Here is a 25,546-nt window from a genome sequence, read left to right on the forward strand (position 1 = left end):
CTCAAGCTTTGCCGTCTTCCTCGAACCTGGCTGAGGAGCCCTCTGCTGGTGAAGGATTGCGACATACCCGTGAGGCCCAGGGGCTTAGTGTTCCCGAGGTTGCCCATGCGCTCAAGCTCAATCCGCGCCAGATAGAAGCCCTCGAGGCGGGCCGTTTCGATCTCCTGCCCGGATACGCGTTTACACGGGGCTTCCTGCGCAATTACGCTCGTCTGCTCAAGATGGATCCTGCGCCCTTGTTGGCGCAGCTTGATCCTCAGGAGGCTGGCGCAGATGTGGAGCTGGCGCCCAGCTCAAACGCCCAGGGGGAGATGCCCGAGGTTGGGCGAGGGCGTTTCCGGCGTTCCGTGATTCCCGGCATCCTTGCGGCGCTTGCCCTGCTGGGTGTCGTTGTTGCGGGCTGGTACTACGATACCCTTCGCTCCAGACCGGCCGAGGAGCTTGCCGCCAGTCTTCCTGCTCCTTCTGAGGCTGCCCCGCCGACCGAGTCATCTCCGCCGGTTGGGGCGGTGTCGGTGCCCGTGCCTGTGCTTGTGCCTCAAGTCGATTCGTCCGTGGTGCCTCCTCAGATTCCGGCGGCGACTTCGCCCGCGGCTGTTTCGGTTTCCGAGACTGCGGCGGTGCAGGCGGCTGAACCTGCGGCGGCCGCAAAGACGCCCGATGGGATGGATCGCCTGGTTTTCGATTTCACCCAGGACGCCTGGGTGGAGGTCAAGGACGGAAACGGCAAGATCGTGTTCTCGCGTCTGGGCAAGGCGGGCTCGCGGGAGCAGGTCGAAGCACGTGCTCCGCTGTCTCTGGTCGTTGGCAATGCCCGCTACGTGAAGCTCGAGCGCAATGGTAGTCCGGTCGACCTGGGGGCATCCACCAAGGTGCCGGTTGCCCGTCTTAAGCTGGAATGAGTACACGAACCATGGATCTACTGCTTTCCGGGCGGGCAGCCGCCCGCCGCGTCACCCGTGAAGTACGGATTGGCAGCGTTGTGATCGGATCAGCCGGCCCCATCGTGGTGCAGTCCATGACCAACACCGATACCGCTGATGATTTTGCCACCTCGATGCAGGTTGCGCAGCTCGCCCGGGCCGGGTCGGAGTTGGTGCGGATCACGGTGAACACTGACGAGGCCGCCAAGGCAGTACCGAAGATCCGCGACAAACTGCTGTCCATGAATCTGGATGTTCCCTTGGTGGGGGATTTCCATTACAACGGGCACAAGCTGCTGGCTGACAATCCCGCCTGTGCCGAGGCTCTTGCCAAGTTCCGCATCAATCCGGGGAACGTGGGGCAGGGGGCCAAACGCGATACCCAGTTCGCCTCGATCGTCGAGATGGCTTGCCGTTTCGACAAACCGGTCCGCATCGGTGTCAATTGGGGCAGTCTTGACCAATCCGTTTTGGCTCGGATCATGGATGAGAATGCCCGCAGGGAGATTCCTCGGGATGCCGGTGCAGTCATGCGGGAAGCCCTGGTGGCCTCGGCGCTGGAGTCGGCCGCGAAGGCGGAGGAGTACGGCCTGGGCGGTGACAAGATCATCCTGTCCGCCAAGGTGAGCAGCGTGCAGGATCTGATCGCGGTGTATCGGGATCTGGCCGCCCGCTGTGACTATCCCCTGCACCTGGGCTTGACCGAGGCAGGCATGGGTTCGAAGGGCATCGTCGGTTCGACGGCTGCGTTGGCTGTACTCCTGCAGGAGGGGGTCGGCGACACGATACGTGTCTCACTGACACCTGAGCCCAATGGCAGTCGAACCCAGGAGGTCATCGTTGCCCAGGAGATCCTGCAGACAATGGGGCTGCGTGCGTTCACGCCGATGGTGACGGCATGTCCCGGCTGCGGACGCACGACAAGCACCCTTTTCCAGGAGCTTGCTTCCGATGTGCAAAGCTATGTTCGCGACAACATGCCCATCTGGCGCGAGCAGTTCGATGGCGTCGAGAACATGAATCTCGCGGTGATGGGCTGCATCGTTAACGGCCCAGGCGAAAGCAAGCATGCCAACATCGGGATTTCCCTTCCGGGTACGGGCGAGTCTCCTGCAGCACCCGTATTCGAGGACGGCGTGAAAACGCAGACCTTGCGTGGCGACAATATCGCCAACGAATTCAAGACGATCATCGAGCGGTACGTTGCCCGTACTTATCGCCGTAAGGTCGCCCCGACCTGATAGAGCGGTCGTCTTCTACCCATACAAGACTGATATGAGCAAAGCCCTCCAGGCCGTGCGCGGGATGAACGATATCCTGCCCGACGAAGCCGAAATCTGGGAACAGTTCGAGGACATCGTCCGCAACTGGCTTCATAGCTACGGCTATCGTCCCATCCGCATGCCGATTGTCGAGCCTACCCCGCTTTTCAAGCGGGCCATCGGTGAGGTGACTGACATCGTCGAGAAGGAAATGTACTCTTTCGAGGATGCACTGAACGGTGAGCACCTGACCCTGCGACCCGAAGGTACCGCTTCCTGCGTGCGGGCTGCGATTCAGCACAACCTGCTTTTCGGAAACCCCCGTCGGCTGTACTATCACGGGCCGATGTTCCGTCACGAGCGCCCCCAGAAGGGTCGTTATCGCCAGTTTCATCAGGTGGGGGTGGAAGCACTGGGTTACGATGGGCCCGACATTGATGCCGAGCACATCCTCATGTGCGCCCGTCTGTGGGACGATCTGGGCCTGGACGACGTAAGGCTCGAGATCAATTCCCTCGGTAGCAGTGACGAGCGTGCCTTACACCGGGCTGCGCTCATTACCTATCTTGAGCAGCACAAGGCACGTCTCGACGAGGACGCTCAGCGCCGTCTCTACTCGAACCCGCTGCGCATCCTGGATACCAAGAATCCTGAATTGCAAGATATCGTGGAGGCGGCGCCCCGTCTGGCCGACTTTCTGGGCGAGGAGTCCCTGCGGCATTTTGACGGCGTGCAGACGCTTCTGAAGGATGCGGGCCTGCCCTATCGCATCAATCACCGCCTGGTGCGCGGTCTGGATTATTACAACCGCACGGTTTTCGAGTGGGTGACGACCCGCCTTGGTGCTCAGGGCACGATCTGTGCCGGTGGTCGCTACGATGGGCTTGTGGCCCAGCTAGGCGGCAAGCCGGCGCCGGCGGCGGGTTTCGCCATGGGGGTCGAGCGGCTTTTGGCCCTGTGGCAGGAATGTGGCGGCGAAGCAGAGCGGGTGGTGCCGGATGTCTATGTGGTGCATGCGGGCCAGGAGGCTCAGCGGGCCGCCTTCCGCGTGGCAGAAGCACTGCGTGGTACGGGGTTTTCGGTCACCCTGCATTGCGGCGGGGGTGGTTTCAAGTCCCAGATGAAGAAAGCCGACGCATCGGGTGCGCCCTTTGCCGTGGTCATCGGTGATGACGAGGCCGCGGCGGGCGAGGTCAGCCTCAAGCCACTGCGCGATGGTAGTGAACAGATTCGCGTCCCCATGGATGCGCTCCCGGAAACCCTGGCGGACCGCCTACTCGAATCGGAAGAAGACGATGGCAGCATTTGACCTCGAAGAACAGGAACAGATTTCCCAGATCAAGGGTTGGTGGGAGCAGTACGGAACGGTCGTGACTGCGATCGCCGTTGTCGCCGCCCTGGCCTCCGTTGGCTGGCAGGGCTGGAACTGGTACAGGGGGAAGCAGGGCGCCGAGGCGTCGGCCTTGTATGGCGTGGTTCAGCAGGCTGTCGCTGAGCGCAATGCCCAGAAGGCCCGTGAAGCGGCGGGTACGATCATTGAAAAATACAGCGGCACGCCCTATGCAGACCTTGCCGCCTTGATGTCGGCCAAGGTCCAGAGTGATGTCGGTGATCTCAAGAACGCTCGAGTGCCCCTCGCCTGGGCCGCCGAGAAGGCCAATGATCCAGCGCTCCGCAGCCTCGCGCGTTTGCGTCTGGCTTCGGTCCTGCTTGACGAGAAGGCTTACGACGAGGCTCTTGCGCAAGTCCAGGCGCCGGTCGATGCGGACATGGCTGCGCGTTTTGCCGATTTAAAGGGCGACATCCTTGTGGCCAAGGGCAAGCCGGAAGAGGCGCGGGCCGCCTACAAGGAAGCGGTTGATGCCTTGGCTGGCGCGACCAAGTCCGAGGCATCGGCGTTGCGCGAGATTGCCCAGGCCAAGCTTGATGCGGTCGGGAGCGTGAAGTGAGCGCGCGTCGTCTTACGCTGCTTGTGGCGGGGGCTTTTTGCCTGGGCGCGTGTTCTTCCCTCAATCCATTTTCGTCATCGAATACCAAGATCCCGGCACTGAAGCCCCTGACCCCGGTTGCAAAGACCGCGGAGGTTTGGCGCGGGCGGGTCGGGAGTGCGGGACGCTTCGTCTTCCAGCCGGCGGTCTTTGGTGATGCGGTGTTTGCTGCCGCAGCCGATGGTACGGTGGTCAAGTTGCAGGCCGGGCGCAATGTATGGAAGTCCTCCGCCGATATGCCGATCTCCGGTGGTGTTGGCAGCAACGGCCGGCTAGTTGTTGTCGGATCACCCAAGGGTGATGTGCTTGCTCTTGACGCCGAGTCGGGCAAGATGAAGTGGCGGGTGTCGGTCAATGCCGAGATACTCGCGGCGCCGGTCGTGTCGGATGGGATGGTCGTGGTGCGTAGCGCGGATAGCCGTCTCTTCGGCCTGGACCCTGCGGATGGCAAGCGGCGCTGGGTCTATCAACGGGCTCTGCCAGCATTGTCCCTGCGGAGTTCCGCCGGTGTGGTGCAGGAGGGGAATGCGGTTCTTGCTGGATTTCCCGGCGGCAAGCTGGTGGCGGTCAACGCGATCAATGGCAGCTTGATGTGGGAAGGTGCAGTCGCAGTGCCCAGGGGGGCTACCGAGCTTGAGCGTATTGCCGATATCACGAGCCTGCCAGTGCTGGGCAGTCGTGCCGCGTGTGCTGTGGCCTATCAGGGGCGTATTGCCTGCTTCGATTTGGCCAATGGATCGACCTTGTGGGCGCGGGACATGTCGAGCTCCAGGGGGCTTGATCAGGATGGCAGACATGTGTTTGTGACAGATGAAAAAGGGTCCGTGCATGCGCTGGACCTGTCCACCGGTTCCAGTGCCTGGAAGCAGGATCAGCTGGTCGGGCGCGGTGCAGGGCGTCCCAGGGTGGTTCGGGAATATGTCGTCGTCGGGGATGTCGAAGGCTACATCCATGTCTTGCGCAAGGATGATGGGAGTATTGTCGGCCGCCTGCGTGCGGAATCCAGCCCGATTCTTGCCGATATCCAGCTTTCTGGCGGTGATGTCGTCGTGCAGACGCAGGACGGAAGTGTCTACGCCCTTGGCGTTCAATAACGGAGTCGCCGACGCGTGAAACCCACTCTCGTCCTGGTAGGACGCCCCAATGTGGGCAAATCGACCCTTTTCAATCGCCTCACCAAGACCCGTGATGCCCTCGTTGCCGATTTTCCGGGCCTGACCCGGGACCGGCGCTATGGTATGGGGCGCGCACTTGAGCGAGAGTTCCTGGTCGTTGATACCGCGGGTTTCGACCCGGTCGCCAAGGACGGCATCGTTCATGAAATGGCCAAGCAGGCAGAGCAGGCCATTGCCGAGGCCGATGCGCTGGTCTTCATGGTGGATGCCCGTTCTGGACTGACTCCCCACGACGAGCAGATTGCCAGTCGTCTGCGCCGTACCGGTCGACCGACCTTTCTGGTGGTGAACAAGGCCGAAGGCATGAACCGGGCGATGGTATCGGCGGAGTTTCACGCCCTGGGGATTGGCGATCCCCTGTGCATTTCGTCGGCCCATGGCGACAATGTAAACGCGTTGATGGAGTTGATTCTCGAGTCCTTCCCGGAGGACGACGAGGGCGATGTTCAGGATGAGAAGGGGCCGCGGGTGGCCATCGTGGGGCGGCCCAATGTGGGCAAGTCGACCCTTGTGAATACGCTGATTGGTGAAGAGCGGGTCATTGCCTTCGACATGCCGGGCACCACACGCGACGCCATCGAAGTGCCCTTCGAACGCAATGGCCGCCACTACACGCTGATCGATACAGCGGGCCTGCGCAAGCGCGGCAAGGTTTTTGAAGCCGTCGAGAAATTCTCGGTGATCAAGACGCTGCAGGCGGTTGAGCAATGCAATGTCGTGGTTCTGGTGCTCGATGCAAGCCAGGAGATTTCCGATCAGGATGCACATATCGGGGGCTTTGCCGTCGAAGCCGGTCGTGCGCTGGTTGTGGCAGTGAACAAGTGGGACAGCGTTGACGACTATCGTCGGGAGCGCATCAAGGAGGACATCTCCCGGAAGTTGCCTTTCCTGGGCTTCGCCAGATTCTTGTACGTATCGGCCTTGAAGGGGCAGGGTATTGTTCCCATGTTGAAAGCGGTTGACGGCGCTTACGAGGCGGCGATGACAAAGCTCTCGACACCCAAATTGACCCGCCTGCTTCTCGATACGATCATCCGTCAGCAGCCGCCCCGGCATGGGGGTTTCAGGCCCAAGATGCGTTATGCCCATCAGGGAGGAATGAATCCTCCCGTGATCGTGATCCACGGCAGCGCACTTGATCATGTGCCACCGTCATATGTCAGATTTCTGGAGCGGAGTTTCCAGGAGGCGTTCAAATTGCAGGGCACGCCATTGCGGATACAATTCAAGTCGTCCCACAATCCTTACGCGACCAAGGATTGAAGAACCGTTTTCCACACCATCGAGCGAATTGCTGCCGTTTTGTGGCAGTGCAGCAAAAAGCTCTATAATTATTCCAAACTAAAACCATAGAGGTTCTACCATGAGCAACAAGGGGCAACTCCTACAAGATCCGTTCCTCAACGCATTGCGGCGCGAACATGTGCCCGTCTCCATCTATCTCGTGAACGGTATCAAGTTGCAAGGACAGGTTGAATCCTTCGATCAGTACGTTGTTCTGTTGAAGAACACCGTAACCCAAATGGTGTACAAGCACGCCATCTCGACCGTTGTGCCTGCTCGGCCGGTCAATATTCAGCAGGAACAGAACGAGGCAGCAAGCTGAGTCCCGTTACCAAGGGCCGTATTTCGGTCCGGGAAGGAGTGGGTTGAGTCGTGTTTGAGCGACCCGCTGCGGGAAACCGGGCCGTCCTGGTTCAGGTTGATTTCGGACAGGGCAGCATCGAAGAACGCCTCGCGGAGGTAGCGCTGCTGGCCAGTAGCGCGGGCGCATCTGTCGTGGCCGTGGTTCAAGGGCGTCGGCAGGCGCCCGACCCGGCCTTCTACGTGGGCAAGGGCAAGGCCGATGAGGTCGGGCTTGCGGCCCAAGTGAATGGTGCGGATCTCATCATCTTCAACCACGACATTACGGCCGCGCAACAACGAAATCTTGAACGCAAGCTGAGTTGCAGGGTTGTGGACAGGTCGGCGTTGATCCTCGACATCTTTGCATTGCGGGCCAAAAGCCATGAGGGCAAGCTGCAGGTCGAGCTGGCCCAGTTGCAGCACCTGTCCACTCGCCTGGTCAGGGGCTGGACCCACCTAGAGCGTCAAAAAGGGGGGATCGGCTTGCGGGGCCCGGGAGAGAAGCAGCTCGAGACGGACCGTCGTCTCCTGGGTGAGCGCGTCAAGATGCTCAAGGGCCGCCTCGCCGCGCTTGAGCGTCAGCGTGCTGTGCGCAGGCGGGCGCGGGAGCGTAGAGATGTGCTGAGCGTGTCTCTGGTTGGTTACACGAATGCCGGCAAGTCGACCCTCTTCAATGCCCTGACAAAGGCAGGCGCCTATGCGGCCGATCAGCTATTTGCCACGCTGGACACGACCTCCCGTCGACTTTTTCTTGGTGATGCCGGGAACATCGTCCTCTCGGATACGGTCGGATTCATTCGAGATCTGCCCCATGCCTTGGTTGCAGCATTTCATGCGACGCTGGAAGAAACGGTGTCGGCCGACTTGCTCCTGCATGTTGTCGATTCCTCCAGTGCTGACAGGGAAGGGCAGATTGCGGCTGTGAATGGTGTGCTGGAAGAGATCGGTGCCGGTATGCTTCCCCAGATTCAGGTCTGGAACAAGATTGACGCGGGTATGGCGAGTGCGGAAGTGCAACTGAATGCTTGTGGTAACATCTCGCGCGTTTTGCTCAGCGCCAGGTCTGGAGAAGGGCTTGGCCTTCTGCGTCAGGTTCTTGCAGACGTTGCGCTGAAACACAAGGCATCGCTGGCAGCCATCTCGGAGTCCCGGGAAGAGTCCTACTGACTGTTCCCATTACCTCACTTCCCGGAGCGGATACATACCGTGATCTCAGGCATTCTCATGTCCCTCAATGACCCCAAATGGGGCAACCGTGGCGGTGGCGACAATCGCGGCGGCGGTGACAACCAGGGTCCTCCGGACCTCGAAGAACTGTGGCGCGACTTCAATCGGCGCCTGTCCGGCATGTTCGGGCGCAATTCAGGGCGGCCCGGGGGTTCTGGTGGCGGGGACGGTGGAAATCGGCTTCCCGAATTCAATTTTCGCCAGTTTGGGGGTGGGATCGGACTGATTGCAGCCTTTGGGGCCGTGGTCTGGCTGGCCAGTGGGTTTTACATCGTGGACGCCAGTCAGCGTGGCATCGTCCTGCAGTTCGGGCGCTTCCAGGAGGCCACTGAGCCGGGTCTGCGCTGGCGTCTTCCTTACCCGATACAGACGCATGAGCTTGTGAATCTGACAGGGGTGCGCACGGTGGAGATCGGCTACCGTGGCTCGGAGCGCAACAAGGTGCTCAAGGAAGCCCTGATGCTCACGGATGACGAGAACATCGTGAACATTCAGTTCGCAGTGCAGTACATCCTCAAGGATCCACAGCAATATCTGTTCAACAATCGCGGTGCTGATGATTCAGTCATCCAGGCGGCTGAGACGGCCGTGCGCGAGATCGTAGGCAAGAGCAAGATGGACTTCGTGCTTTACGAGGGACGTGAGCAGGTGGCGGCGAATGCCCAGAAGCTTACTCAGGAGATCCTTGACCGTTACGCTACCGGGATCCAGGTGAGCAAGGTCACCATGCAGAATGCCCAGCCGCCTGAGCAGGTGCAGGCGGCTTTCGATGATGCGGTGAAGGCTGGGCAGGATCGTGAGCGTCAGAAGAATGAAGGCCAAGCTTACGCCAACGATGTCATACCCCGGGCCCGCGGCGCGGCGTCACGCCTGCTTGAGGAGGCCGATGCGTACAAGGGCAAGGTCGTGGCCCAGGCAGAGGGTGATGCCTCGCGCTTCAAGCAGATCCTCACCGAGTACGCCAAGGCTCCCGAGGTCACCAGGCAGCGCATGTACATCGACACCATGCAGCAAGTTCTGTCCAATACCTCGAAGGTTATGGTGGATGCCAAAGGAAGCGGAAACCTGCTCTATCTTCCCCTCGACAAGCTGATGCAAGTCACTGCCGCAGCCGGCGTGCCGCCGAGTACCGATCCGACTCAAGTGGCGCGTCCGTCTTCCACCCCCGCGACGGAAAGCGCGGTTACACCGCCCCGTGTTGATGCCCTTTCGGGTGAAGCGAGAACCAGGGAATCCACACGTAATCGCGAAAGGGGAGAACGTTGATGAGAGAGCGTCTGTCACTTCTTGTCGGCATTGGCCTTTTCCTTGTTGCCGTGTTGTCGATGTCGCTGTTCACCGTCGATCAGCGTCAGCATGCGCTGGTATTTCAGTTGGGTGAGGTCAAGGAGCAGATCAGCGAGCCCGGGCTTCACATGAAGATTCCGCTGATCCAGAATGTGCGCTACTTTGATAGTCGCATCCTGACGCTTGATACGACCGAACCGGAGCGTTTCATTACTTCTGAAAAGAAGAACGTGCTGGTCGATCTGTTTGTCAAGTGGCGCATCGTTGATCCCAAGCTGTATTACATCTCGGTCGGTGGGGACGAAGCCCGTGCCAAGACGCGTCTTGAGCAGACAGTTAACGCGGGGCTGCGGGAAGAGTTTGGCAAGCGCACGGTACATGATGTTGTCTCTGGTGAGCGGAACAAGATCATGGATGAGATGCGCGTCAAGGCCGACCAGGATTCCCGCAAGATTGGTGTGCAGATTGTGGATGTCCGTTTGAAGCGGGTGGATCTGCCTGCGGAGGTTTCCGAGTCTGTCTACCGGCGCATGGAGGCCGAGCGCAAGCGTGTGGCCAATGAATTGCGTTCGGAAGGCGGCGCCGAGGCGGAGAAGATCAAGGCCGATGCGGACAAGCAGCGTGAGGTGATTCTCGCTGAAGCCTACCGGACAGCCCAGATGGTCAAGGGTGAGGGCGACGCCAAGGCGTCTGCGATCTACGCTCAGGCGTTCGGGCAGAGCCCCGAGTTCTACGCCTTTTACCGCAGTCTTGAAGCGTACCGGAGCAGTTTCAAGAGCAAATCCGATGTCATCGTCGTCGAGCCGAACTCCGAGTTCTTCAAGTATCTCAAGAGCTCTGGCGGCCGCTCGGGTGGGTCTGATTCGGGCAAGAGCGGGAAGTGATGGGGCGAACCCTGATCATCGCATTTGCGCTGATGCTGGTGCTGGAAGGCATCATTCCTTTTGTCGCTCCCGCCACATGGCGGGAGACTTTTTCCCGCCTGATCCGCTTGGCGGACGGGCAGATTCGCTTTGTCGGTCTGGGTTCGATGGTTCTCGGCCTCGTCATTCTGATAGTTTTTTCCTGAGGCGCTTTGCCCATGTTGCGTTGGGTTCTACCCGAATATATCCAGGATGCCCTGCCCGCCGAGGCGGCCAAGCTGGAAGATCTGCGCCGTCGCTTGCTTGATGCTTTCCGCTTGAGCGGGTATCAGCTTGTGGCGCCCCCTCTGCTTGAGTATCTCGAGTCCCTGCTGACCGGGGCTGGCCAGGATCTTCAGCTCAAGACGCTGAAGCTCGTGGATCAACTCTCGGGCCGTACCATGGGGGTGCGTGCTGACATCACCACTCAGGTTGCCCGTATTGATGCTCATCTCCTCAACCGACGGGGAGTGGCGAGGCTCTGCTACTGCGGCACGGTGGCCCATGCGGTTCCTTCGTCACTCACTGCCACCCGGGAGCCTCTGCAGCTTGGCGCGGAGCTCTACGGTCATGCAGGGCTGGAGGCAGATGCGGAGGTGATCCGACTGCTTGCCGAAACCCTCACGATTGCGGGCGTAGGCACTTCCCGGATAGATCTGGGGCATGTGGGCCTGTTCAGAGCTTTGTCCCGTAAGGCATGCTTGGCCGCTGATCGGGAAGAGGCTCTGTTTGATTGCCTTCAGTCGAAGGATCTGCCTGGCTTGCATGACTTGCTTGGTGATGTTTCTGCCGATGTCCGGGCAGGCCTGTTAGCCCTTCCGACGCTTTATGGTGCCGCTGACGTGCTGACCAAGGCCCGGGCCGTTCTGCCGGACGACGTGGAGATTCGCGCGGCGCTTGATGATCTTCAGCAGCTTGCTACCGATCTGGCGGATCTGCCTGTCAGTTTTGATCTGGCCGACCTGCGTGGCTATCACTATCACAGCGGCGTCGTGTTTGCGGCCTATGGCGGAAACTCTCCTGTCGCACTGGCCTTGGGGGGACGCTATGACAGTGTCGGTCGCGCGTTTGGACGCGGCCGCCCTGCGACAGGTTTCAGCCTGGATCTACGCGATCTGGCCGCTCAGGTGGCGGATCCCTTGATGCCCGGCGCCATCCTGGCGTCCGGATCCGGGGTCGCGGGCTTCAACGAGGCGGTAGCCCGTCTGCGCGAAGCGGGGGAGAATGTAGTCATTGAATTGCCAGGCCACGGGGGGACGTGGCGTGAGGCCGGTTGTGACCGGCATCTGGTTCTGCGGGGCGGTGCCTGGCAGGTTGAACCGCTTCAGGGAGAGTAGGAATAATGGCAAAGAATGTCGTGGTGGTCGGTACCCAGTGGGGTGACGAGGGGAAGGGCAAGATCGTCGATTGGTTGACTGATCAGGCCCAGGGGGTTGTGCGCTTCCAGGGGGGGCACAATGCGGGTCATACCCTTGTAGTGGGGACAACCGAGTACAAGCTCAACCTGGTCCCGTCGGGGATCGTTCGGGCAGGTGTGCAGTGTTATATCGGCAATGGCGTGGTGCTGGATATTCACCATCTATTGGCGGAAGTCCGCGGCCTTGAGGCCGGCGGCATCAAGGTCCGTGAGCGCTTGCGGATCAGTCCGGGTTGTCCAATCATTCTGGGCTATCACTCGGCCCTGGATCGTGCCCGGGAAGCCAAGAAGAGTGCAGGCGACAAGATCGGCACCACGGGAAAGGGCATCGGCCCGACCTACGAAGACAAAGTCTCTCGCCGTGCCCTGCGGGTTTATGATTTGTTTGACCCGAAACGTTTCGCGGAGAAGTTGACCGAGGTTCTCGATTATCACAATTTTGTGCTGACGAAGTATCTTGGGGCTGAGCCGGTCGAGTTTCAGGCCGTTTTTGATCAGGCGATGGCGGACGCGGATGAGATCCGGCCGATGGTGACCGATGTTTCTGCCGATCTCTACGCCATCAACAAGGCAGGCGGCAATTTGCTGTTTGAAGGCGCCCAGGGCACCCTGCTCGATATCGATCACGGTACCTATCCTTTTGTAACGTCGAGCAATTGCGTGGCCGGTCAGGCTGCTGCGGGATCTGGCGTGGGGCCGGGCCGGTTGCACTACGTGCTGGGCATCACCAAGGCCTATTGCACTCGCGTCGGCGGCGGTCCTTTCCCCACCGAGCTCGATTTCGAAACGCCGGGAACACCTGGCCATCAGATGTCCACCGTTGGCAGGGAATTTGGCACCGTTACTGGCCGCAAACGCCGTTGTGGATGGCTGGATCTCGCTGCTCTGAAACGTTCCATCATTATCAATGGTGTTTCAGGGCTGTGTATTACCAAGCTTGATGTGCTGGATGGTCTGACTGAACTCAAGCTGTGTACCGGCTACATGCTGGACGGCAGGCGCATCGACCTGCTGCCGATGGGGGCAGAGGAGGTGGTTCGTTGCGAGCCCATCCTTGAAACGATGCCGGGCTGGAGTGGGACTACCTTTGGTGCGCGAACCTGGGATGCCCTGCCACCTGAGGCCCGCGCCTACCTGCATCGTATCGAGGAGATCTGCGAGATTTCGATTGATGTCATCTCGACCGGGCCGGAGCGAGACGAGACGATTCTGAAGCGCCATCCTTTCGGCGCCTGAGTAGGCGTGTAGTTCGACGCAACCCCCTTGGTGCAGATGAGATTGAATCATCGCCTGCGCCAAGGGGGTTGCGCGTTTGTGCGTCGGTGAAGATGTTGACGCGACGGCCGTAGCGGACGATAAAAACAGAAAGGCCGGTCACGAATGACCGGCCTTTCGATGTGCTTGGTGCCCAGAAGAGGACTCGAACCTCCACGCCTCGCGGCACTAGTACCTGAAACTAGCGCGTCTACCAATTTCGCCATCTGGGCAAAGAAGGCCTAATTATAGACTATTCCTTCGTTTTTGCAAGGAGATTGGCGGAGGTTTTCTATCGCTGGTCTGGTATAACTTTGGGAAGCAAAATGAAGAAAGCCGGTCGCAATTGACCGGCTTTCTTCATGAATTGGTGCCCAGAAGAGGACTCGAACCTCCACGCCTCGCGGCACTAGTACCTGAAACTAGCGCGTCTACCAATTTCGCCATCTGGGCAATAAAGCGCTATTATAGAACAAATTGATGCATACGCAAAAGCCTTGCCGTCTGAAGCCCTCCGGCGTCATCTGTTCCAGATCGAAACGATCAAAGAAAAAGCCGGTCAAAAGACCGGCTTCCTCGAAACATCCTGGTGCCCAGAAGAGGACTCGAACCTCCACGCCTCGCGGCACTAGTACCTGAAACTAGCGCGTCTACCAATTTCGCCATCTGGGCGACGAGCTGAGAATTATAGAGTAGAAATTATCCGTGTCAATATCGAAAACTAAGAACACCAAGAAACTCAGCAAACTGCGTCGCAGTGACCCCTTCTTTGAAAGGGAGTGTCAGAAGTATGACTTTCCCTTGCCAAGCAGGGAGTTCATCATCCAGACGCTCGGAGAGCATGGTATTCCGATGCCGTTCTCCGATCTGGTCATCGCCCTGGATATCCAGGAAGGAGAAGTCCCGTTCTTCGAACGTCGCATGTTTGCGATGGAGCGGGACGGACAGGTCATGCGCAACCGGCGCGGAGACTATCTGCTTCCGGCCAAGGCTGATTTGATCCGCGGGACAGTGCAAGGCCATCCCGATGGCTACGGATTCGTGAGCACCGAGGAGGAGGGGCCTGACGTCTTTCTTGGTCCCAATGAAATGCGGGAGGTTCTGCACGGGGATCGAGTGATGGTTCGCGTTGCGGGGCTGGATCGGCGGGGGCGGCCTGAGGGCAAGATCGTCGAGGTGCTCGAGCGAGCCAATACGCGGGTCGTGGGGCGCGTTCTAGTCGAGAACGGAGTCACCCTCGTGGTGCCCGAGAATCGGCGCATCTCTCAAGAGATCCTGCTGGCGCCCGGTGTCAAGGCGAAGGCAAAGGCAGGGCAGGTTGTGGTGGTTGAGCTCGTTCAGCAGCCGACCCGCTATGCCCAGCCCATCGGCAAGGTGGTCGAGGTGCTGGGCAATTATGCGGATCCGGGCATGGAAATCGAGATTGCCCTGCGCAAGCATGAGTTGCCGTTCGAGTTCGGCAAGGCGGCGAAGGAGCAGACACGTCGCCTGCCTGACAAGGTTCGCAAGATGGACTGGAAGGGCCGGGAGGATCTCACGGCCCTTCCGCTGGTGACCATTGACGGTGAGACGGCACGGGACTTCGATGATGCTGTGTATTGCGAGCGCCAGGGGCGTGGTTTCCGACTGGTCGTGGCGATTGCCGATGTCTCCCACTATGTAACGGTCGGTTCCGCTCTGGATGGGGAGTCGTATGACCGGGGTAACTCGGTCTACTTCCCGCGTCGGGTGATCCCGATGTTGCCCGAGAAGCTGTCCAATGGCCTGTGCTCTCTCAATCCGCAGGTGGAGCGTCTGTGCATGGTGTGTGACATGGCCATTTCCCAGACCGGCGTGATCAAGCAGTATCGGTTTTACCCGGCGGTGATGTTCTCCAAGGCGCGCCTTACCTACAATCAGGTTGCGGCAGCACTCTACGAAGGCGATCCGGCGGCGCTAGAGATTGTTGGCGGCCTGCTGCCCCATCTGCAGAACCTGGACAAGCTCTTTCGGGTGCTTCTCAAGGCTCGGGCGAAGCGGGGGGCAATCGACTTCGAAACCCAGGAAACACGGATGGTCTTCGACGATCAGGGCAAGATCGAGAAGATTGTTCCGGAGAGTCGCAACGATGCGCACCGCCTGATCGAGGAGTGCATGCTTGCGGCCAACGTGTGTGCCTCCGAGTTCCTGCAGGGGCAGGAGCATCCGGCCCTGTACCGGGTTCATGAAGGCCCCACACCCGAGAAGCTTGCCAAGTTGAGGGACTTTCTCGGTGAGTTCGGGCTGCAACTGGGCGGGGGAGATGAGCCCAAGGCCGGTGATTATGCCCGCCTGCTGGACAGCATCAAGGAGCGGCCGGATCTGCAGCTCCTGCAGACCGTGATGCTTCGCTCCCTGCGTCAGGCCGTTTACAGTCCCGACAACGTGGGCCACTTTGGCCTTGCCTATGAGGCCTATACCCACTTCACTTCGCCCATCCGGCGCTATCCGGATCTTCTGGTGCATCGGGCCATCAAGGCGGCCTTGTTGGGGCAGCGCTACGTGCCGGCACAGGAAGGCGGGGATTGGGAGGCGATCGGTATGCATTGCTCCATGACCGAGCGCAGGGCAGATGAGGCCGACCGGGATGTGGAGAACTGGCTCAAGTGCTATTACATGCAGGACCGGATCGGCGAGGAATTTGACGGCAGCGTGTCGGCGGTGGTTCCCTTCGGGCTATTTGTGGCGCTGCACGATGTGTTTGTCGAAGGCCTCGTGCATATCTCGGATCTGGGCAGCGATTACTTCCATTTCGATGATGCCCATCACGCCCTTGTTGGCGAGCGTACAGGCCAGCGTTACCGGCTGTCTGATCAGGTCAGGGTGCAACTGGTGCGGGTCAACATGGAAGCGAGCAAGATAGACTTTCGACTCGTTCGGGGCCCTGAGCGTGCAACCGAACGCGTGGGCAAGACCGCTCGCGCCCACCTTGCACGGGACGCTGCTGCGGGAGCGCCGGCGAGTATGGATCCGACCCCGGCTGTTCCTCGCCGCCAGGCCAGCAGGGCGAGCCGCCCAGAATTGGTCCGGCCGATAGTAGAATCGGCTCCCCCGCCAGCGGCTGTCACCTCCAAGGTGGCTGACAAGGTCAAAACCACCAAACCGCGAAAGAGCACCGCGGACAGTTCCAAGAAGAAGAAAGCCAAGCCTCGTGTCTGATAACACCAGTTCCCGTCTCATTTACGGTTTCCATGCTGTTCTTGCCAAGCTTCGTCAGGATCCGGAAGGTATCTTTGAGATCTTTACCGATGCGCAGCGTAATGATGCTCGGGCGAGGGATCTTCTTCGCCAGGCAGAGCAACTGGGAGCCCGTATCATTCCTTCCGAGGGGGAGCGGCTTGATCGCATGGTGGGGACACGTCGCCATCAGGGCGTTGTCGCGAGGGTGGATGGGCGCCGGAAGGAGCTGAAGCTACCCGATGTTCTCGATGGTCTGACCGAACCGGCCCTGTTGCTGGTGCTCGATGGCATTCAGGATCCCCATAACCTGGGGGCCTGTCTCCGGGTGGCGGATGCTGCGGGTGCCCATGCGGTCATTGCCCCCAAGGACAAAGCGGTGGGTTTGAACGCAACGGCCATCAAGGTTGCGAGCGGCGCGGCAGATACTGTTCCCTATATTACGGTTACCAACCTTGCCCGGGCCCTTCGGGAAATGCAGGAGGCGGGAGTCTGGATCTTGGGCGCCGCAGGCGAGGCGGAAAAATCCATCTACACCGTGGATCAGAAAGGACCGGTGGCTTGGGTGCTCGGTGCCGAGGGGGACGGTTTGCGAAGGCTGACACGCGAGACCTGTGATGAGCTGATCAGTATCCCCATGTACGGTACCGTCGAGAGTCTCAACGTGTCCGTTGCCAGCGGTCTGTGTCTGTTCGAGGCGCGTCGCCAGCGTGGCGGTGAACGTCTTCAGGCATGAAGCTCGACTACACGGAGGTTCGCCGCTTGCTGCGCACCGGGCGCAGCGGGGCGCTCGGCAGCATCTCCGTGGCCATGTCCGGCTATCCGTTTGTCAGTCTGCTGCCCTACGGGCTGGACGAGAGGGGCCGCCCTCTCTTTCTGCTCAGCCGTCTGGCAGAGCACACGAAAAACCTGCTGGCTGATCCCCGCGCCAGTCTGATGATTTCCGACGAGGCGCCAGGTAGTCCACTGGAGAGTGTCAGGCTGACTCTGTTGGGAACGGTGGGCAGGGTGGATCTGGATGAGTTCGGGCGCGCCCGCTTCCTGCGCTACAGTCCGAATTCCGCCGAATTCCTTGACTGGGGGGACTTCAGCTTTTTCAGGATGGAGCCCCAGAGGGCGCGATTTATCGGCGGTTTCGGGCGCATGGGATGGCTTGATGCAGTGTCCTTGAATGACCCCCTTCAGCCTGGGGAGGAAACGGCTCTGCTTGAGGCTCTTGCCTGCCGGCTTCCTGCCGGTATGGGGGTCGAAGGGCTGGATCCGGAAGGGGTGGATCTCGTGGTCGCAGGGGTCCGTCGTCGGATTGCTGTTGAACCCATGCGAACAGGACCGGAGGCCCTGCTCGAGGCCGCATGTGATGCGCTTGACAGGGCAGGCTTGTTCGAATCCACCGATCCCCCGGCGGGGGGCTTTGTCTGATGCTCAATCAACCCGATTGAGTTTGTCCATGTATTGTTTGGTGAACACCCGGTCCGGTAGATCCTTCGCCGTCATTTGGGAATATCGCAGAACTGACACTTCACCCTTCTTGAGCGCATCCTCCATCACGAGCTGGGTGGGGCGGACTCGCCCCCCCAGATTCTGGAATTTTTCGTAACGTGCGACCTTGAGGAGGCGCTCGGAGAGCGAGTAGAACTCGGCTCGGTGAGGCCAGTTGTTCGATTGTCTGACCCAATAGAGGACTTTTGCATAGGTTACGCCGCGGTCGACTGCAGTCAGTTCAAGAACGTACATCTTCTCGCCGTCAATGGTCTCGGTTCGCAAGATCTTCGGCTCATAGTCACCAGAGAAGTTGGCTCGTGCCAAGTCGCCGTTGGCAACCTGGCCTGTCAGCCGCTGGGCGAGGGAAAGACGTACGGGTTGGGAGATGTTGGGCATGAAGATCCAGAGGTCGCGACCACGCATGAGCATCGACTGACCGCGGTCAGTCGCGGGTTCAAGGGTCTGCACGATCGTGTTTTCATTTCCCTTGGAGAGAATCCGGTACTTTCTTTCTTCAGCAGGCTCGCCCGGGGTGGTTGACTCGATCGTGATCAGAACCTGAAAGCCATCTCGGGGGAAGCGCACTTCGTCGGAGCGGGCCACCACAGTACGGGCTGTATCGTCATCGTCTGCCAGTGCAGGGGTGGAAAGCCCCATCACTGAGGCAGCCATGAGTGCAATGCTGGTTGCGCGCAAGCCGGGCAGGTAAAACTTGAAGCTCATGGTGTTATCCTTGGAAAGCAAACAACATAGTTCAGTGCGCAAATGCCGATTATCCGTGTTGACGATTTAAGCAAGACCTACCGACTTGGCGAGCAGGACGTCACTGCGCTGGAAGGGGTGTCGTTGACTGTTGAAGAGGGTGTTTTCATGGCCATTGCCGGGCCGTCCGGGAGCGGTAAATCGACATTGCTCAATATCATGGGGTGCATTGATACGCCAAGCAAGGGGCGCGTCGAGATTGAAGGAAAGGACGTGTCCGGACAAAGCCCTGACGATCTTGCTGATGTACGCGCACGAACAATCGGTTTCATTTTTCAAACCTTCAATCTCCTGCCGGTGCTCTCAGCCTTCGAGAATGTCGAGTACCCGTTGCTGCAAATGCCTGAGCTATCGGCGCCGGAGCGGCGGGAGCGGGTGAATCATTATCTGTCGAAAGTGGGGTTGGCAAAGTATGCCCATCACCGTCCAAATCAGTTGTCTGGCGGGCAGCGGCAGCGCGTGGCGGTTGCGAGGGCGCTGGTGACCCATTCGCGCGTTGTGCTGGCGGACGAGCCGACGGCCAATCTGGACCGACGTACCGGGGAGAGCATTCTCAATCTGATGCGGGATCTCAACCAGAACGACGGTACTACCTTCGTGTTTTCAACCCACGATAAGCGAGTCATGAACCGGGCTGATCGTTTGGTCAGGATGGAGGATGGTCAGATCACCGCGCTAGGCCTGCGGCGCGACGGAGCCTGGAAGTTTGTTCAGGATCGACGCAAGCCGGAAGACGATCCTGAGATCTGATCGCAATCATTATCAAGAGGAATAGATGAATCTTTTCAGGTCAAAGCCCACTTTGCTTGCCTTGGCCTTGGCGATGTTGGCCTCGGCTGGGTCCGCTACCGCAGCCACCGATGATCTTGATCTTGATCTCGACGCCGCCGGGAAAACCAGGGCCGGGGGTGTTCTCCAGTTTGATCTTGCGCGAACCTATGCTGACCGGGAACACTGGTCGATGGCCCGGTCCCGTGCGGAACTGTCTGCCCAAGGTAGCGGTTCGGGTTTCAAGTGGAAGATTTCCGGGCGGGCTGACGCGGATGCGGTCTTCGCCATCGATTCCGGCTTCTATCCCGATGCCGTGCGTCGGGATCAGCAGTATCAGTTTGATCTTCGCGAAACCTACGTGGACTTCTCGGCGGGTGATGTGGATGTCCGGCTTGGGCGGCAGCACATCGTTTGGGGTGAGATGGTCGGCCTCTTCTTTGCCGATGTGGTCTCCGCCAGGGATCTGAGGACATTCTATCTACCTGATTTCGAACAACTGCGCATTCCCCAGTGGGCCGCGCGTGCAGAGTACTATTTCGGCGAGACCCATGCCGAGCTGGTCTGGATTCCCTCGCCCAGCTACGACAGAATCGGCAAGCCAGGCGCGGAGTTTTATCCGCTCCCTCGGGGAGCGAACGTTCGTGGTGAAGTCAAGCCGGATAGCTCGCTAGGGAACACCAATTGGGGGGGGCGTCTTTCCCGGCTTGTCGGGGGGTGGGACGTATCGGGTTTTTACTACCGTAGTCTTGATGTCGCCCAGACCTTCTATGTCGTTGGATTGAATGAGTTTGAGCCCCGGCATGACCGGATCACCCAGGTGGGCGGAACCGTCGCGAAGGATTTTGGTGAGTTCGTGCTGAAGGGTGAAGTGGTGCACACGCGGGGACGGCAGTTCCTTTCGACCGACCCTGCGGCGCCAAACGGCTTGGTCCGGCAGGACACCCTCGACTACGTCATCGGGGTTGATGTGCCCGCGTTCAATGATGGTCGGATCAACCTCCAGTATTTTGCCCGTCGGGCGGCAAACCACGATCCATCCATCGGGACGGATCGTACCGAGGGCGGAGCCAGCATCCTGTTGGGTACCCGGGTGACCCAGGCATGGGAGACCGAAGCTCTGCTGGTTTCAATGCTGAATCGCACGGATTTCATGTTCAGGCCGAAGCTGAAATGGACTGCAGCGAAGAACCTGAAGGTTACGTTCGGTGTAGATGTCTTCGGTGGAAAGCCTAGCGGTCTCTTTGGTCGCTATGACGATCGTGATCGTGTATACACCGAGGCACGCTGGTCCTTCTGACGTTTGTTCGCTCCAGTTTGCATCGCAAATATGACGAATCCCGGTGTTCGTGGTGGTTTTCTCGTTTACGAATCGTTGCGCCATGTGCCCATTGCGGGGTGGCGTGACGTTTTTCTCCAGAGCCGTGTTCGGGCTGCCGTAATATCCGCTTGTTATCATCAGAAGGCTGCAGACGAGCCAAATTGAGGGAAAGGTTTTTTTATGAAACGACTATTGACGATTGGTGCGCTGGCCTGCCTTGCAGCGGGACTGACCGGGTGCGCGACACCTCATCCCGCGGCGCCGGCTTCCGCCTCGAATGCCGAATACAACTACCTGATCGGGCCCGGTGATTCCGTCAATATCGTCGTGTGGCGAAATCCCGAACTGTCCATGCAGGTTCCCGTGCGCCCTGATGGTCGGATCACCACGCCGCTGGTGGAGGATCTTCCGGCTGCTGGGCGTGACGCGTCCACGCTGGCCCGCGAGATCGAAAAAGCGCTTGCCAAGTACATTCGTGATCCGGTCGTGACCGTCATCGTCACTTCCTTTGTCGGCCCCTATTCGGAGCAGGTTCGGGTTGTTGGCGAGGCGGCTCGTCCGATGACGCTCCCGTTCAAGCAGAAGATGACGCTGCTTGACCTCATGATTGCGGTCGGCGGCATCACCGATTTTGCCGACGGAAATCGGGCAACGCTGTTGCGTACGTCAGAGGGAAGCAAGCAGTATTCGGTTCGTCTCCGAGACCTCATCAAGCGTGGCGACGTCTCTGCGAACGTCGAGCTCAAGCCGGGCGATGTCCTGATCATTCCCCAAAGCTGGTTTTGACCCATTCTTCTTGATTTCCTCCCCGGGGCATCCCGGGGAGCCGCCTTCGGAATCTCCCAATGGAAGACATACTAAGACAGCTGTCGGTGATCCTCCGCGGCATGTGGCTCTATCGCTGGTGGGGCTTGGCTGCGGCATGGATTGTCGGCCCGATCGCTGCCGCGACGGTTTACTTGCTGCCTGACCGTTATGAGTCCTCGGCGCGGGTCTATGTGGATACCCAATCGATCCTCAAGCCCCTGATGTCCGGGCTTGCCGTCCAGCCCAACGTCGATCAGCAGATCAGCATTCTCAGTCGAACCCTGATCAGCCGTCCCAATGTGGAAAAGCTGATCCGAATGGCCGATCTCGATCTGACAGTCAAGACCAAGGAAGAGCGCGAAGCGCTCATTCTCGGTGTCACGAAGTCACTTGAGATCCGGGTTGCCGGTCGCGACAACCTCTATACGCTGGCTTATACGGATACGGATGCGGAGCGTGCCAAGCGTGTCGTTCAGTCCATGGTGTCCATGTTCGTCGAATCCGGACTCGGCGACAAACGCAAGGATTCAGACACTGCCCGTAAGTTCATCGAAGAGCAGATCAAGTCTTACGAGCAGAAGCTTGAGGAAGCCGAGAACCGGCTCAAGGAGTACAAGCTGCGTAATCTGACCACCGTCGGATCTGGCGGGCGGGATTACTTCGCCAAGATGAACGAAGCCAACGAGCAGCTCGGTCAAGCCCGTCTGGCCTTGCGTGAAGCGGAGAACTCCCGTGATGCCCTGAAGCGCCAGATCGTTGGAGAGGAGCCCATCCTGCTGCCTGATAATGTCAGCAGCGCGTCGCTGGCGGCGGTGTCGGTGCCCGAACTCGACGGACGTATCGAAGCGCTGAAAAAGACGCTGGATGGTTTGCTGCAGCGCTACACCGACCAACATCCGGACGTTGTCGGAACCCGCAAGACCATCGAGACACTCGAAGCGCAGAAGATCCAGGAGATCCAGAATCGCCGGAAGACAGCACCTACCGGCATGTCGAGCTCGGCAGGTTCCAACCCTGTTTACCAGCAACTCAAGATGTCCCTTGCCGAGGCTGAGGCGAATGTGGCGTCCTTGCGTGCGCGGGTTGCAGAGTACGAGAGCCGTGTCCAGTCGCTGTCGGCGGCATCGCGCATGCTGCCGCAGATCGAGGCTGAATACACACAGCTTAACCGGGACTACGATGTCAACAAGCGCAACTATGATCAACTGGTTGCGCGTCGTGAGTCCGCCACGATGGCCGTCGAGATGGGGGCTACATCCGGTGTGGCTGACTTCCGCCTGATCGACCCGCCGACGGTGCCGAACAAGCCTGCCGCGCCGAATCGGCTGTTGTTGATGCCGGCTGCTGGCCTTGCTGCCTTGCTGATGGGGGCTGCGATCAGTTTCCTGATCAGTCAGATCCGTCCGACTTTCTCGGACACAAACGTGCTGCGGGACGTGACGGGGCTTGCGGTGCTTGGTGCTGTCAGCATGATTGCCGATCCTGACCGGGCGCGAAATCAGCGTCGGGGCAAGATCGCGTTTCTGGGTGGGGTGGGAGCCCTGGTGGGGCTGTTTGGCGCAATGACGGTCTGGTTGATGCTGGCCAGAATGGCTTGAGGGGCAGATATGAGCATTATTGAAAAGGCCGTCGAGCGGCTCGAGCAACTCCAGCGAGCTGCCGGTAACGGCGATACCGCCGAGCGTCAGGAGCCTTCCGACCAGGCGCCGGCGGCCGCGCCAACCTCAACCCAGGCGCCGCCACCGGCTGCGGCAGTGACTGAGCAGCCCGCTTCGGCAGTACCGGCAGCTGCCGTATCCCGTGCGCAAAGTCCGGATCGTTTTGTTGACATTGATCTTGATCGCCTCCATTCGATTGGAATCGTTACACCCAACGCCCCGCGTTCCTTGATTGGGGACGAATTCCGTATCGTCAAGCGCCCCCTGCTGCGCAACGTTCAGGGCAAAGGGGCTGCTGCGGTCAAGAACGCGAACTTGATCATGGTCACGAGCTCCCTTCCTGGTGAGGGGAAGAGCTTCAGTTCCATCAACCTCGCGATCAGCATGGCCATGGAGCTGGACCACACCGTGCTCCTGATCGACGCGGATGTCTCCCGTCCGTCCGTTCTCAATATTCTAGGTCTGGCGCCACGCAAGGGGCTGATGGATGTACTGACCTCCAATGACATGCATTTGGGCGATGTGCTTCTCAAGACGAATATTGAAAAGCTCAGCATCCTTCCCGCCGGGACGCCTCATCCGCGGGCAACCGAATTGCTGGCCAGCGATGCGATGAATCATCTTTTGGCGGAGCTTGCCGACCGCTATTCAGATCGGATCATCGTATTCGACTCCCCGCCGCTTCTGGTGACCACGGAATCCCGTGTGCTTGCCACCCATATGGGGCAGATAGTGATGGTTGTTGAGTCCAATCGCACCACGCAGGCTGCTGTCAAGCAGGCGCTGGGTACCATCGACACTTGTCCGGTCAGATTGATGCTTCTGAACAAGGCACAGCAAACCAGTGGTGGTTCCTATGGCTACGGCTACGGCTACGGTTATGGCTATGGCTATGGTCAGGGGCCGAGGGAGGGCGCGTGAAGCTCCGTCACTCTGCCTGTTGTCCTGGCTCCTTGCCGAGCCTATGTTTTGCTGCATTGTCCGCTGCGTTTGCCGGCCCGGCCTTTTCCCAAGTGCAGGAAAAGACACAGGTGCAGGCAATGGCGCCAATCTTCCAGACTGCTGTCCGTGTAACGGAGACCATCACCGACAACGTTCAGCTACGCAGTGGTTCTGAGGCCAAAGGTGACTGGATCACGACGATCAGCCCGAGCGTTGCGATGAGATCCGATGGGGCGCGAGTCAAGGGAAATCTGCAGGCAGCGTTCAATGCGTCGCTGTATGGGCGTGACTCGGATCTGAGCCGGGGTTATCTGACCCTGCGTGGAGACGGGAAGGTGACGGCCTGGGAAAATCTGGCTTTTGTTGATCTGCAGGCTTCGGTTTCCCAGGAAGCGCTGTCAAGTCTCGGCGTGCAGTCCGGAGATGGCGTTACCGGGCGGTCCAATCAGACCAGTGTTCGGAATATCGTTGTCAGTCCCTATCTCACAGGCCGATTCGCCTCTACCGGTAAGGCTGAATTGCGCTACACCCTGTCAGATACCGATACTTCCTCAAGTACCTTCCAGAAGTTGCAGAGTCGAACGCTGTCGGCGAATGTTTCCGACCCGAAGGCGTTTGGCAGAATCGGATGGTCGGTGGTCGCCGTTGATAGTGCCATTGAGGCAACTGATCGGCGTGATCTGAATAGCAATTCAGTTCGCGGAAGCGCCCTGCTTCAGATTGATCCCCAGCTTCAGATGCGTCTCATCGTTGGGTCGGAAGCCAATAACTACCGGACGGTCGACAGCGAACGCTCCACCATCACCGGTGTTGCCCTGGACTGGATGGCAAGCCCCCAGACGAAGTTTTCGGGGCTCTGGGAGGATCGCTTCTTCGGCCCAGGCTACTTGATGAGCGCCAGTCACCAGAGCGGGCGCTATATCGTTTCGGCGCGCTACTCCAAGGATGCGAGTTCCACGAATCAATCCCTGAGCTCGAGTGCTCAGCTGGATACTTATGGCCTTCTGATGGCCATGACCGCTGCACGCTTCCCGGATTTCGCTGAGAGGGATGCCTTCGTGCGCTCCTACATCGCGGAGCGGGGACTTCCCAATCGTCTGGGAGTGAGTCAGGCTGTGCTCTCGAACGGAGTCTTTCTGGATCGACGAATCAATCTGGATATGATGGTGACGGGCCCCAGGAATACCCTCCAGTTTTCCGTTTATCGGTCCGAGCGCTCCACGCTGACCAATCAGGATTTTGCCTTGACCGGGGATTTTGCATCGAACTCGCGGATAACCGACATCAGTGGTACGGTGAGTCTTACGCGTCTGCTTACGCCCGTCACTTCGGCAAACATCGGCCTGACACTGGTGCGCAGTCATCAGGACAGCGTCAGTACCGCCTCAAGTTTGGATCTGAGCAACCGGACGCGCCGCATCTATGCCGGCGTGATGACTCAGTTCACGCCCAAGGCCGATGGCTCACTGCAGATTCGCAACAGCGAGGGCAAAGGAACTAGCTCCTATTCCGAGAATGCCATCATCGGTTCGGTTTCCGTAAGGTTCTGA

General features: G+C 59.4%; 23 protein-coding genes and 3 tRNA genes. 22 read left to right on the plus strand and 4 right to left on the minus strand.

What is annotated here, in order from left to right; genetic code table 11:
• Nucleotides 1-56: 56 nt before the first annotated feature.
• The 13 genes from J0L98_RS02570 to J0L98_RS02630 all read left to right on the plus strand — a co-directional run bounded on the left by J0L98_RS02570 (nucleotide 57) and on the right by J0L98_RS02630 (nucleotide 13,043).
• Entirely contained in the window at nucleotides 57-902 is an 846-nt protein-coding gene (locus J0L98_RS02570; RefSeq protein ID WP_296409883.1) for a RodZ domain-containing protein, read from the plus strand.
• A gap of 11 nt (nucleotides 903-913) precedes the next feature.
• A complete protein-coding gene (gene ispG, locus J0L98_RS02575) occupies nucleotides 914-2,164 on the plus strand; it encodes a flavodoxin-dependent (E)-4-hydroxy-3-methylbut-2-enyl-diphosphate synthase (protein WP_296409884.1) in 1,251 nt (416 codons plus the stop codon).
• A 34-nt stretch (nucleotides 2,165-2,198) separates the two neighbouring features.
• Entirely contained in the window at nucleotides 2,199-3,494 is a 1,296-nt protein-coding gene (gene hisS / locus J0L98_RS02580; protein WP_296409885.1) for a histidine--tRNA ligase, read from the plus strand.
• Nucleotides 3,481-4,134, plus strand: a complete 654-nt coding sequence (locus J0L98_RS02585; RefSeq protein ID WP_296409886.1) for a tetratricopeptide repeat protein — start codon at nucleotides 3,481-3,483, stop codon at nucleotides 4,132-4,134. Before hisS ends, J0L98_RS02585 begins: the two co-directional genes overlap by 14 nt.
• On the plus strand, nucleotides 4,131-5,267 hold the full coding sequence (bamB, locus tag J0L98_RS02590) for an outer membrane protein assembly factor BamB (protein WP_296409888.1): 1,137 nt from the start codon (nucleotides 4,131-4,133) through the stop codon (nucleotides 5,265-5,267). The genes J0L98_RS02585 and bamB overlap by 4 nt, the downstream gene beginning before the upstream one ends.
• 15 nt (nucleotides 5,268-5,282) lie before the next feature.
• Nucleotides 5,283-6,611 (plus strand): ribosome biogenesis GTPase Der, encoded by a 1,329-nt coding sequence (gene der, locus J0L98_RS02595; protein ID WP_296409889.1) that lies wholly within the window; start codon nucleotides 5,283-5,285, stop codon nucleotides 6,609-6,611.
• Between the two features lie 100 nt (nucleotides 6,612-6,711).
• Entirely contained in the window at nucleotides 6,712-6,954 is a 243-nt protein-coding gene (gene hfq / locus J0L98_RS02600; protein ID WP_079434940.1) for an RNA chaperone Hfq, read from the plus strand.
• Nucleotides 6,955-7,004: 50 nt separating this feature from the next.
• Complete coding sequence (hflX, locus tag J0L98_RS02605; RefSeq protein ID WP_296409890.1) at nucleotides 7,005-8,141, plus strand: GTPase HflX; 1,137 nt, start codon at nucleotides 7,005-7,007, stop codon at nucleotides 8,139-8,141.
• 57 nt (nucleotides 8,142-8,198) lie between these two features.
• Nucleotides 8,199-9,467 (plus strand): FtsH protease activity modulator HflK, encoded by a 1,269-nt coding sequence (gene hflK, locus J0L98_RS02610; protein WP_296409946.1) that lies wholly within the window; start codon nucleotides 8,199-8,201, stop codon nucleotides 9,465-9,467.
• Nucleotides 9,467-10,372, plus strand: a complete 906-nt coding sequence (gene hflC / locus J0L98_RS02615) for a protease modulator HflC (protein ID WP_296409892.1) — start codon at nucleotides 9,467-9,469, stop codon at nucleotides 10,370-10,372. The genes hflK and hflC overlap by 1 nt, the downstream gene beginning before the upstream one ends.
• Nucleotides 10,372-10,557, plus strand: a complete 186-nt coding sequence (locus J0L98_RS02620) for a DUF2065 domain-containing protein (RefSeq protein WP_296402771.1) — start codon at nucleotides 10,372-10,374, stop codon at nucleotides 10,555-10,557. Before hflC ends, J0L98_RS02620 begins: the two co-directional genes overlap by 1 nt.
• A 15-nt stretch (nucleotides 10,558-10,572) precedes the next feature.
• On the plus strand, nucleotides 10,573-11,727 hold the full coding sequence (locus J0L98_RS02625; RefSeq protein ID WP_296409947.1) for an ATP phosphoribosyltransferase regulatory subunit: 1,155 nt from the start codon (nucleotides 10,573-10,575) through the stop codon (nucleotides 11,725-11,727).
• Between the two features lie 5 nt (nucleotides 11,728-11,732).
• Nucleotides 11,733-13,043 carry an adenylosuccinate synthase gene (locus J0L98_RS02630; protein WP_296402773.1) on the plus strand — a complete coding sequence of 437 codons (1,311 nt, stop codon included), beginning with the start codon at nucleotides 11,733-11,735 and terminating at the stop codon, nucleotides 13,041-13,043.
• A 166-nt stretch (nucleotides 13,044-13,209) separates the two neighbouring features.
• On the opposite strand, the gene J0L98_RS02635 is transcribed toward J0L98_RS02630, so the two are convergent.
• From J0L98_RS02635 to J0L98_RS02645, 3 genes are all read right to left on the minus strand, one after another.
• Nucleotides 13,210-13,294, minus strand: a tRNA-Leu gene (locus J0L98_RS02635).
• A gap of 135 nt (nucleotides 13,295-13,429) precedes the next feature.
• Nucleotides 13,430-13,514: transfer RNA gene (locus J0L98_RS02640), tRNA-Leu, on the minus strand.
• Nucleotides 13,515-13,648: 134 nt separating this feature from the next.
• A tRNA-Leu gene (locus tag J0L98_RS02645) sits at nucleotides 13,649-13,733 on the minus strand.
• Nucleotides 13,734-13,913: 180 nt separating this feature from the next.
• Between J0L98_RS02645 and rnr the strand changes: the two genes are divergently transcribed.
• From rnr to J0L98_RS02660, 3 genes are read left to right on the plus strand one after another with little or no spacing between them, the layout of a single operon-like run.
• Nucleotides 13,914-16,238, plus strand: a complete 2,325-nt coding sequence (rnr, locus tag J0L98_RS02650; RefSeq protein ID WP_296409893.1) for a ribonuclease R — start codon at nucleotides 13,914-13,916, stop codon at nucleotides 16,236-16,238.
• Nucleotides 16,231-16,992, plus strand: a complete 762-nt coding sequence (gene rlmB / locus J0L98_RS02655; RefSeq protein WP_296402777.1) for a 23S rRNA (guanosine(2251)-2'-O)-methyltransferase RlmB — start codon at nucleotides 16,231-16,233, stop codon at nucleotides 16,990-16,992. Before rnr ends, rlmB begins: the two co-directional genes overlap by 8 nt.
• On the plus strand, nucleotides 16,989-17,675 hold the full coding sequence (locus J0L98_RS02660) for a pyridoxamine 5'-phosphate oxidase family protein (RefSeq protein WP_296409894.1): 687 nt from the start codon (nucleotides 16,989-16,991) through the stop codon (nucleotides 17,673-17,675). The genes rlmB and J0L98_RS02660 overlap by 4 nt, the downstream gene beginning before the upstream one ends.
• A gap of 3 nt (nucleotides 17,676-17,678) precedes the next feature.
• Here the strand turns inward: J0L98_RS02660 and J0L98_RS02665 are convergent, their stop codons facing one another.
• On the minus strand, nucleotides 17,679-18,461 hold the full coding sequence (locus J0L98_RS02665) for an outer membrane lipoprotein-sorting protein (protein WP_296409895.1): 783 nt from the start codon (nucleotides 18,459-18,461) through the stop codon (nucleotides 17,679-17,681).
• 42 nt (nucleotides 18,462-18,503) lie between these two features.
• Here J0L98_RS02665 and J0L98_RS02670 point away from each other — a divergent pair, with 42 nt between their 5' ends.
• From J0L98_RS02670 to J0L98_RS02695, 6 genes are all read left to right on the plus strand, one after another.
• On the plus strand, nucleotides 18,504-19,250 hold the full coding sequence (locus tag J0L98_RS02670; RefSeq protein ID WP_296409897.1) for an ABC transporter ATP-binding protein: 747 nt from the start codon (nucleotides 18,504-18,506) through the stop codon (nucleotides 19,248-19,250).
• Nucleotides 19,251-19,275: 25 nt separating this feature from the next.
• Nucleotides 19,276-20,568 (plus strand): DUF1302 family protein, encoded by a 1,293-nt coding sequence (locus J0L98_RS02675; protein WP_296409898.1) that lies wholly within the window; start codon nucleotides 19,276-19,278, stop codon nucleotides 20,566-20,568.
• A 201-nt stretch (nucleotides 20,569-20,769) separates the two neighbouring features.
• Nucleotides 20,770-21,375, plus strand: coding sequence for an XrtA/PEP-CTERM system exopolysaccharide export protein (locus J0L98_RS02680; RefSeq protein ID WP_296409899.1), 606 nt, complete (start codon nucleotides 20,770-20,772; stop codon nucleotides 21,373-21,375).
• Nucleotides 21,376-21,434: 59 nt separating this feature from the next.
• A complete protein-coding gene (locus J0L98_RS02685; protein WP_296409900.1) occupies nucleotides 21,435-22,994 on the plus strand; it encodes an XrtA system polysaccharide chain length determinant in 1,560 nt (519 codons plus the stop codon).
• A 9-nt stretch (nucleotides 22,995-23,003) separates the two neighbouring features.
• Nucleotides 23,004-23,975, plus strand: a complete 972-nt coding sequence (locus tag J0L98_RS02690) for an XrtA-associated tyrosine autokinase (RefSeq protein ID WP_296409901.1) — start codon at nucleotides 23,004-23,006, stop codon at nucleotides 23,973-23,975.
• Nucleotides 23,972-25,546 carry a TIGR03016 family PEP-CTERM system-associated outer membrane protein gene (locus J0L98_RS02695; protein WP_296409902.1) on the plus strand — a complete coding sequence of 525 codons (1,575 nt, stop codon included), beginning with the start codon at nucleotides 23,972-23,974 and terminating at the stop codon, nucleotides 25,544-25,546. Before J0L98_RS02690 ends, J0L98_RS02695 begins: the two co-directional genes overlap by 4 nt.

The sequence above is a fragment of the Zoogloea sp. genome (assembly GCF_017302315.1).
Classification (GTDB): domain Bacteria; phylum Pseudomonadota; class Gammaproteobacteria; order Burkholderiales; family Rhodocyclaceae; genus Zoogloea.